The sequence below is a fragment of the Pseudoflavonifractor phocaeensis genome (assembly GCF_021531375.1).
Lineage (GTDB): Bacteria > Bacillota > Clostridia > Oscillospirales > Oscillospiraceae > Lawsonibacter > Lawsonibacter phocaeensis_B.
In genome coordinates, this window is the sequence record NZ_JADYTU010000016.1 from 45,016 (window position 1) to 52,330 (window position 7,315).

The window sequence follows — 7,315 nt, forward strand, 5'->3', positions numbered from 1 at the left end:
GGATCATTCCTTTCACTCCCGTCAGCTCACACGCGGGAAATAATTTGACTCATTCGCAGGCCAAGCGCCACGCCCGCCAGGCAGAGGGCCGCGCTCAGCAGCATGTAGGCGCCGCCCATCAAAAGGCGCCCCCGCTGAAACAGCCCCAGGCTTTCCAGCGAAAAGGTAGAAAAGGTGGTAAAACCGCCGCACACGCCGGTCTTCCAAAACAGGGTCCAGCCCCCGGAGAGGCGCTCCCGCCCCGCCAGCCCCGCCACCAGACCGATCAGGACCGCGCCCAACAGGTTGGTGGCCAGGGTCAGGATAGGGAACTCCCCCTTGACGGGCAACAGACTGATCCCGTAGCGGCCCATGGCGCCCATGGCGCCGCCCAATCCTACCAAAAGAAGATCTATCATATCAGGCGTTCTTGCCCAGGGCAAAGGCCTTCTTGTTCAGCTCCAGGAACTTGGGGGGCACCATGGCCTCCAGAGACTTCTGCCAGGCCTCCTCGGGCAGGTCGAAGTAGTGGGACAGCCGGCCCATGAGGACGATATTCACCGCCTTGCTGCTTCCAGCCTGTTCAGCCAGGGCAAGACAGTCCAGAGCGTCTACCTTGGCCCCGGCGGCGCGCATCTTCTCCACCAAATTTTCGGGATAGACCGCCGCCCCGGTAATGACGGGCATGGGGTCGATCTGCTGGGTGGAGGTGACGATCTGGCCGTCGGGCTTTAAGTAACTCAGCCACCGGGCGGCCTCCAGCAGTTCGAAGGAGACGATGTAGTCCGCCTCGCCCTTGTCAATGACGGGGGAGGCCACCTTGTCGCCGTAGCGGACATAGGTCACCACAGAGCCGCCCCGCTGGGACATGCCGTGGACCTCGGACACCTTCACGTCATAGCCCTGCTCCATGAGCAGATGGCCCAGCAGCTTGCTGGCCAGCAGGGAGCCCTGGCCGCCCACGCCAACGATCATAATATTTTTGGTTTCCATATCCTCAGCCCTCCTTCTTGGTGCTGTGGAAGGCTTTTACGCCGCACAGCTGCTCGCACACGCCGCAGCCCACGCACAGGGTGTTGTCCACATGGGCCTTGCCCTCCTTCATGGAGATGGCGGGACAGCCGATCTTCATGCAGTTCTTGCAGCCCACGCACTTGGCGGTATCCACCGCCAGGGGGGCCTCATGCTTGACATACTTCAGCAGGGCGCAGGGCCGGCGGCTGATGATGACGGAGGGCTCGTCGGCGGCCAACTCCTCCTTCACCGCCTGGTCACAGGCCTTCAGATCGTAGGGGTCCACCACCCGGACCCGGTTGAAGCCCATGGCCTTGCACAGCTGCTCCAGGTCGATCTTTCCGGCGGGGTCGCCCTTGATGTTATAGCCGGTGGTGGGGTTCTGCTGGTGGCCGGTCATGCCGGTAATGGAGTTGTCCAGAATGATAACGGTGGAGTTGGACTGGTTATAGGCGATGTTGGCCAGGCCGGTCATGCCGGAGTGCATGAAGGTGGAGTCGCCGATAACGGCCACCGTCTTGCCCTCGGTCTCGGCCCCGCGGGCCTTGTTGAAGCCGTGGATGGCGGAGACGGAGGCGCCCATGCACAGGGTCATATCCATGGCGGCCAGGGGAGCCACGGCGCCCAGGGTGTAGCAGCCGATGTCGCCCAGGACGGTGCACTTATTCTTGCTCAGAGTGTAGAACAGTCCACGGTGGGGGCAGCCGGCGCACATGACGGGGGGACGGGGCGGGATGGCGTCCTCCAGGGCCGCGCCGGTATGTACGGTGCCGCCCAGCTTGGCGGCGATGAGGTTCTGGGAGAACTCGTCCTCCAGAGGCAGCACGTCCTTGCCCATGACCTCCAGGCCCAGCTTGCGGCAGTGGTCCTCAATGATGGGGTCCAGCTCCTCCACCACGGCCAGCTTGTCCACCTTGGCCGCAAACTCCTTGATGAGCTTCACGGGCAGGGGGTTGACCATACCCAGCTTCAAAACGGAGACGGAGTCTCCGAACACTTCCTTCACATACTGGTAAGAGGTGGAGGAGGTGATAATACCCAACTTGGTGCCGCCCATCTCCACCCGGTTGATGGGGGCGGTCTCGGCCCATTCGGTCAGCTTGCGGGTGCGCTCCTCCACGAAGGGGTGGCGGCGCTTGGCGTTGCCCGGCATCATGACGTACTTGGCGATGTTTTTCTCGTAGGCCTTGGTCTCGGGCACCACCCGGTCGGACAGCTCCACTAGGGACTGGGAGTGGGCGATGCGGGTGCACATCTTCAGCAGCACGGGGGTGTCGTACTCCTCGGACAGCTCATAGGCCAGCTTGGCAAACTCCAGAGCCTCGGCGGAGTCAGCGGGCTCCAGCATGGGTACCTTGGAGGCGATGGCGTGGTGGCGGGAGTCCTGCTCATTCTGGGAGGAGTGCATCCCCGCGTCGTCGGCCACGCCGATGACCATACCGGCGTTGACACCGGTGTAGGACATGGTGAACAGGGGGTCGGCAGCCACGTTCAGACCCACGTGCTTCATGGCGCAGAAGGAGCGCTTGCCCGCCAGACAGGCGCCGAAGGCCACCTCCATGGCCACCTTCTCGTTGGGCGCCCACTCGCAGTAGATCTCGTCGTACTTGGCGGCCTCTTCGGTGATCTCGGTGCTGGGGGTGCCGGGGTAGCTGGAGATCACGCAGCATCCCGCCTCATACAGTCCCCGGGCAACGGCGGCGTTGCCCAGCATCAGTTGTTTCATGTTTTTCCCTGCTTTCTTCTCAGAATTCCGGCCCGGAGCCGGCTGTTCACGTTTCCTTCTCGGGGGTGCCCAAGCCCTCCCGGATGATGACTTCCTGCATGACGCCGCCGGCGCCGTTATCCAGCATGGACCGCCGGACCCGGCTGATGGTGGCGCTGCTGGCCCCGGTCTTATCCAGAATATCCAGATAGACCAGACCCTGCTGGAGATAGACCGCCACGTCGAACCGCTGCTCCAGAGAGCGCAGCTCGGTGGGCGTACACAAATCGTCAAAGAACCGGCAGCACTCGTCCAGATCCTTCAGCTTCAAGATGGTCTCGTACAGGGCCAGGCTGCGGGCCCGCTTTTCCGCTTTTGCCATACGTTCCGCTCCTCCTCAGGCAAATTGATTCAGGTCTCCGCCTGTCGCTTGCCTTAATATTAGCACATTAAAGCGTAAAGGTAAATAAAAACCTGAACTTTCCCTGAGAAACAAAAAACCTCTGGCCCCATTGGCCAGAGGACGAGAAGCTTCCCGTGTTACCACCTCTATTTACCGCCTTCTCACGAAGGACGGCCTCGCCGGGTGTCCAACAACACCCTCTCTCTGTAACGGGAGCACCCGGTACCGTTCTACTTGGCCCGCAGGCCGTTCCTCGGACAACTCAGGAGGTGAAATTTCAAGCCGCGCCGCCGTGCCCCTCGCACCGACCGGGAACTCTCTGAACCGGCAATCATCCGCGCTCTACTGTGCCTCCGTCTTCGTTTTTTTGCATTATATACACAACGCTCTCCGTTTGTCAAGGTCCGTCCCGGAATTTTTTTGCTCCTTTAAAGCCCTGAAGTCCTCCGGCGGTCAAGCCTTCCGTTCCCGCCGGGCTCTTGGACAACTGGCTTGCGGACAGCCCCAGTTTTCGGCAAACTTTTGTATCTTTCCCTTGACTTTTCCCTGAAAAACGATTATCCTGACTTTAATGGTTTAAAGGTCGAAATTCCCCCATGTGAGACCATGTACCCGGGACCTCTGTTCCCGGTTTGGAAAGGAACGTCGAGTATCATGCCCATTACCGATCTGCTGGAACGAAACAGCAAGCTCTACGGCGACGAGATCGCCCTGGTGGAGATCAACCCCGAGGTCCAGGAGGAGCAGCGGGTGACCTGGAAGGAGTACGAGCTCATCCAGCCCACCGCCACCGCCGCCTACCGCCGGGAGATCACCTGGTCCGTCTTTGACGAAAAGGCCAACCGGGTGGCCAACATGCTGCTGGGCCGGGGCATCCGCAAGGGCCAGAAGGTAGCTATCCTGCTGATGAACTGTCTGGAGTGGCTGCCCATCTATTTTGGCGTTTTGAAGTCCGGGGCCATCGCGGTGCCCCTGAACTTCCGCTACACCTCGGAGGAGATCGACTACTGCGTCAAGCTGGCCGACGCCGATGTGCTCTTTTTCGGCCCCGAGTTTATCGGCCGTGTGGAGAACATCGCGTCCACTCTGGGCAAGAACCGCCTACTCTTCTTCGTGGGCGAGACCTGCCCCTCCTTTGCCGAGGACTACCACCGGGCCACCGCCAACTGCTCCAGCGTGGCCCCCAAAGTCCTCATCGACGACGAGGACGAGGCCGCCATCTATTACTCCTCCGGCACCACCGGCTTCCCCAAGGCCATCCTTCTCAAGCATCAGGCCCTGCTCCAGTCCGCCCGGATGGAAGCCCTCCACCACGAGACCACCCACCAGGACGTGTTCCTGTGTATCCCGCCCCTGTACCACACCGGCGCCAAGATGCACTGGTTCGGCTCCCTGTTCACCGGCAGCCGGGCCGTCCTGCTGAAGGGCAACTCCCCCAAGGCCATCTTCGAGGCCGTGTCCCAGGAGCGCTGCACCATCGTCTGGCTGCTGGTGCCCTGGGCTCAGGACATTCTGGCCGCGCTGGACCGGGGAGACCTGAAGATCAGTGATTACCAGCTGTCCCAGTGGCGGCTGATGCACATCGGCGCCCAGCCCGTGCCCCCCTCCCTGATCAAGCACTGGCTGAGCTACTTCCCCCACCACAAGTATGACACCAACTATGGCCTGTCCGAGTCCACCGGCCCGGGCTGCGTCCATCTGGGGATGGAGAACGTCCACAAGGTCGGCGCCATCGGCATTCCCGGCTACGGCTGGAAGGTCAAGATCGTAGACGAGCAGAACCAGCCCGTCAAACAGGGCGACGTGGGCGAGTTGTGCGTCAAGGGCCCCGGCGTCATGGTGTGCTACTACCACAACCCCGAAGCCACCGCCGAGGTGCTGGAAAACGGCTGGCTCCACACCGGGGACATGGCCAAGCAGGATGAGGACGGCTTTATCTTCCTGGTGGACCGGAAGAAGGACGTCATCATCTCCGGCGGTGAGAACCTGTACCCCGTCCAGATCGAGGACTTCCTGTCCGCCTATCCCAAGATCCACGACGTGGCTGTCATCGGCCTGCCAGACAAGCGGCTGGGTGAGATCGCCGCCGCCGTCATCCAGGTGAAGGAGGGCATGACCTGTACCGAGAGCGAGATCAACCAGTTCTGCACCGAGCTGCCCCGGTACAAGCGCCCCCGGAAGATCATCTTCGCCCCCGTCCCCCGAAACGCCACCGGCAAGATCGAAAAGCCCAAGCTGCGCGAGCAGTATTGCGGCGTCCGCCTGGTGGAAGCCCAAAACCAGGGCTGACCGTTTCATCCGGCAAATCAATCTTTAAAAAATCACGGGAAACTGCCCGCAGGCTGTTTCCCGTGATTTTTATCTTCCGTTTTATCTGATCACGCCCGCCTTCCCCACCGTTCTGCGGCTGTGATCCGTTCCCAGTATCCCGCGGCAAAAAAAGCCGGGGTGAGGCTGTACTCCAGCCTCACCCCGGCTTTTTCGGTCCCGATCCGTACACCATAGCCTCCAGTTCCTTCCAGGACAGCTTCTGATCCTCGATATCCTGCCAGCAGGAGAACTTCCGCTCCAGCCCCTCCCAGGTAAGAAACCAGAAAAAATACTGGATATCCAGGTGAGGCGGGAGAATGTCCTCCACGATCCTTTTGATCTGCTCAAAGTTCTCCGGTACGCCGGCCACGCCAGGGAAGGAGACCTCCACGATCCCCACCCCCAGTTCTTCCACACTGGCCTCGATGCCGCAACCCGCGATGGTGTCATTGATGGCCTCCAATGTGAAGCTGTCTCCGCCGATCCGCAGCAGCGCCGCCAGAGCCGCTCCCAGCGCCCGGGGCGTTCCGGCCGCCGGCCGGCGGACGAAGAGCCGGGCCATCCGCTCCAGCCCCCAGCTCTCCGCCGTGGCCAGACTGGATTCCCGCAGGAGCTCTTCCAGCGCGCCCTCCACTCCGTCCAGAGCCTCCCCAGCCCCCTCCAATTCTCCTGCGTTGAAGGGGGCGTTCAGGTCACAGACCCCCAGGGGGCGCAGTAGATCTTTTAAATATTCGGTATAGCTGTCGTCAAAAAAGTCGTAGACCCGCCCCTCGGCGGCTACCCACTCTCCCAGAACGAACCGGCGGTAAAAGGTCCCCTCGAACATGGTCCGGTACCGCTCCAGCACCTCCTGGGACAGGCCGGGGTTGTCCGCCATGGTGAACCGCAGCCTCAAGGCCTTTTTTTCCTCCGCCTTCAGGATCCACTCCCGATAAAACCAGTGGGCTGGGGATTCGGGGTTGCAGGAGAACCACAGTTTACTGCCCGTCACCGAGCACCGGGCCACCGTCTGCTCCACAAAGGAGCGGGGCATCAGAGCCACCTCGTCCAGCAGGGCGCCCGCCAGCGTGATCCCCTGAATCAGGGCCGCGGACCCCTCGTCCTTGCCGCCGAATAGGTAAAAGGTGTTGCTGTGCCCGCCCAGCCGGACCTTCAGAATGTTGCGGGAGACCTTGTGTTCACAGCGGAACCCCATGTTCTCCAGCAGGGGCAGCAGCTCCTCCAGCAGGTTCCGCCGCACCGACACAATGGTCTTGCCGCACAGGGCAAAATTTTTCCGGTGAAAGGCGCTCATGGCCCAGCAGAAAAAGGACAGGCCGGTGCACAGGGTCTTGCCGCTGCGGACCGCACCGTCGCAGATAATGGCCTGCCTCTCCCGCTCGGGAGAGCTGGACCGCCACCAGGTCAGCACCTTTCGCTGTTTCGGGGAAAACACCATGTCCTCCACGGCCTCATTCCCCCTTCTCCTCCATGGCCTTTAAAAAGCGGTCCACCTGCTCCTCCCCGCTGTGGTCCGCAGCGTCCAGCAGCCGTTCCAGCAGCCGCCCCCGGTCGGCGAATTTCAGCTCGATGACCCCGTTGGCCCCCCGCTTGAACTCGGTCAGGGCATCCAGATCCAACCCTTCCAGACTGCCCCACTCCTCCTCGGGGAAGCAGGCCAGACGGACTGCGTCCTGTGCCCCGGCGTTGGCCAGCTTCCACATGCGCTTTAAAATCTGCTCCCGTCCCGGGAGTTTTGTGTTAGCCACCCTATCCCTCCTCACCCTTCCCCCTCCAAAGCGCAGATGTTGCACATTTTCAGCCACCCAGGGGAAAATAAATTTTAGTTTACCGTTTCATGTAGGGTGAGGGCTTGGTAGGGCGGGGGCTTATCCCTCCCCCTTTTGGCCTTCGGCCATTTCCCC

Annotated in this window: 7 protein-coding genes; 1 reads left to right on the plus strand and 6 read right to left on the minus strand. The window is 61.6% G+C overall.

What is annotated here, in order from left to right; genetic code table 11:
• Positions 1-26: 26 nt before the first annotated feature.
• Genes crcB through I6E39_RS07020 form a run of 4 tightly spaced genes read right to left on the minus strand, consistent with a single transcriptional unit; the run spans position 27 to position 3,080 of the window.
• Entirely contained in the window at positions 27-398 is a 372-nt protein-coding gene (gene crcB, locus I6E39_RS07005; protein ID WP_268842226.1) for a fluoride efflux transporter CrcB, read from the minus strand.
• 1 nt (position 399) lies between these two features.
• Positions 400-972, minus strand: a complete 573-nt coding sequence (locus I6E39_RS07010; protein ID WP_235380892.1) for an indolepyruvate oxidoreductase subunit beta — start codon at positions 970-972, stop codon at positions 400-402.
• A 4-nt stretch (positions 973-976) separates the two neighbouring features.
• Positions 977-2,719 (minus strand): indolepyruvate ferredoxin oxidoreductase subunit alpha, encoded by a 1,743-nt coding sequence (gene iorA, locus I6E39_RS07015; protein WP_235380893.1) that lies wholly within the window; start codon positions 2,717-2,719, stop codon positions 977-979.
• A gap of 46 nt (positions 2,720-2,765) precedes the next feature.
• Entirely contained in the window at positions 2,766-3,080 is a 315-nt protein-coding gene (locus I6E39_RS07020) for a YerC/YecD family TrpR-related protein (RefSeq protein ID WP_235380894.1), read from the minus strand.
• A 675-nt stretch (positions 3,081-3,755) separates the two neighbouring features.
• Here I6E39_RS07020 and I6E39_RS07025 point away from each other — a divergent pair.
• Positions 3,756-5,390, plus strand: a complete 1,635-nt coding sequence (locus I6E39_RS07025; RefSeq protein ID WP_235380895.1) for a class I adenylate-forming enzyme family protein — start codon at positions 3,756-3,758, stop codon at positions 5,388-5,390.
• A 178-nt stretch (positions 5,391-5,568) separates the two neighbouring features.
• Here I6E39_RS07025 and I6E39_RS07030 read toward each other — a convergent pair whose 3' ends face one another.
• Positions 5,569-6,858, minus strand: coding sequence for a PBSX family phage terminase large subunit (locus I6E39_RS07030; RefSeq protein WP_235380896.1), 1,290 nt, complete (start codon positions 6,856-6,858; stop codon positions 5,569-5,571).
• A 4-nt stretch (positions 6,859-6,862) separates the two neighbouring features.
• Complete coding sequence (locus I6E39_RS07035; RefSeq protein WP_235380897.1) at positions 6,863-7,159, minus strand: XRE family transcriptional regulator; 297 nt, start codon at positions 7,157-7,159, stop codon at positions 6,863-6,865.
• Positions 7,160-7,315: the final 156 nt, after the last annotated feature.

Excerpts from the sequence above, each read along its gene's own strand:
- I6E39_RS07025 (WP_235380895.1), top strand. The coding sequence starts at position 3,756 with ATGCCCATTACCGATCTGCTGGAACGAAACAGCAAGCTCTACGGCGAC.
- iorA (WP_235380893.1), bottom strand. The coding sequence starts at position 2,719 with ATGAAACAACTGATGCTGGGCAACGCCGCCGTTGCCCGGGGACTGTAT.
- crcB (WP_268842226.1), bottom strand. The coding sequence starts at position 398 with ATGATAGATCTTCTTTTGGTAGGATTGGGCGGCGCCATGGGCGCCATG.
- I6E39_RS07010 (WP_235380892.1), bottom strand. The coding sequence starts at position 972 with ATGGAAACCAAAAATATTATGATCGTTGGCGTGGGCGGCCAGGGCTCC.
- I6E39_RS07020 (WP_235380894.1), bottom strand. The coding sequence starts at position 3,080 with ATGGCAAAAGCGGAAAAGCGGGCCCGCAGCCTGGCCCTGTACGAGACC.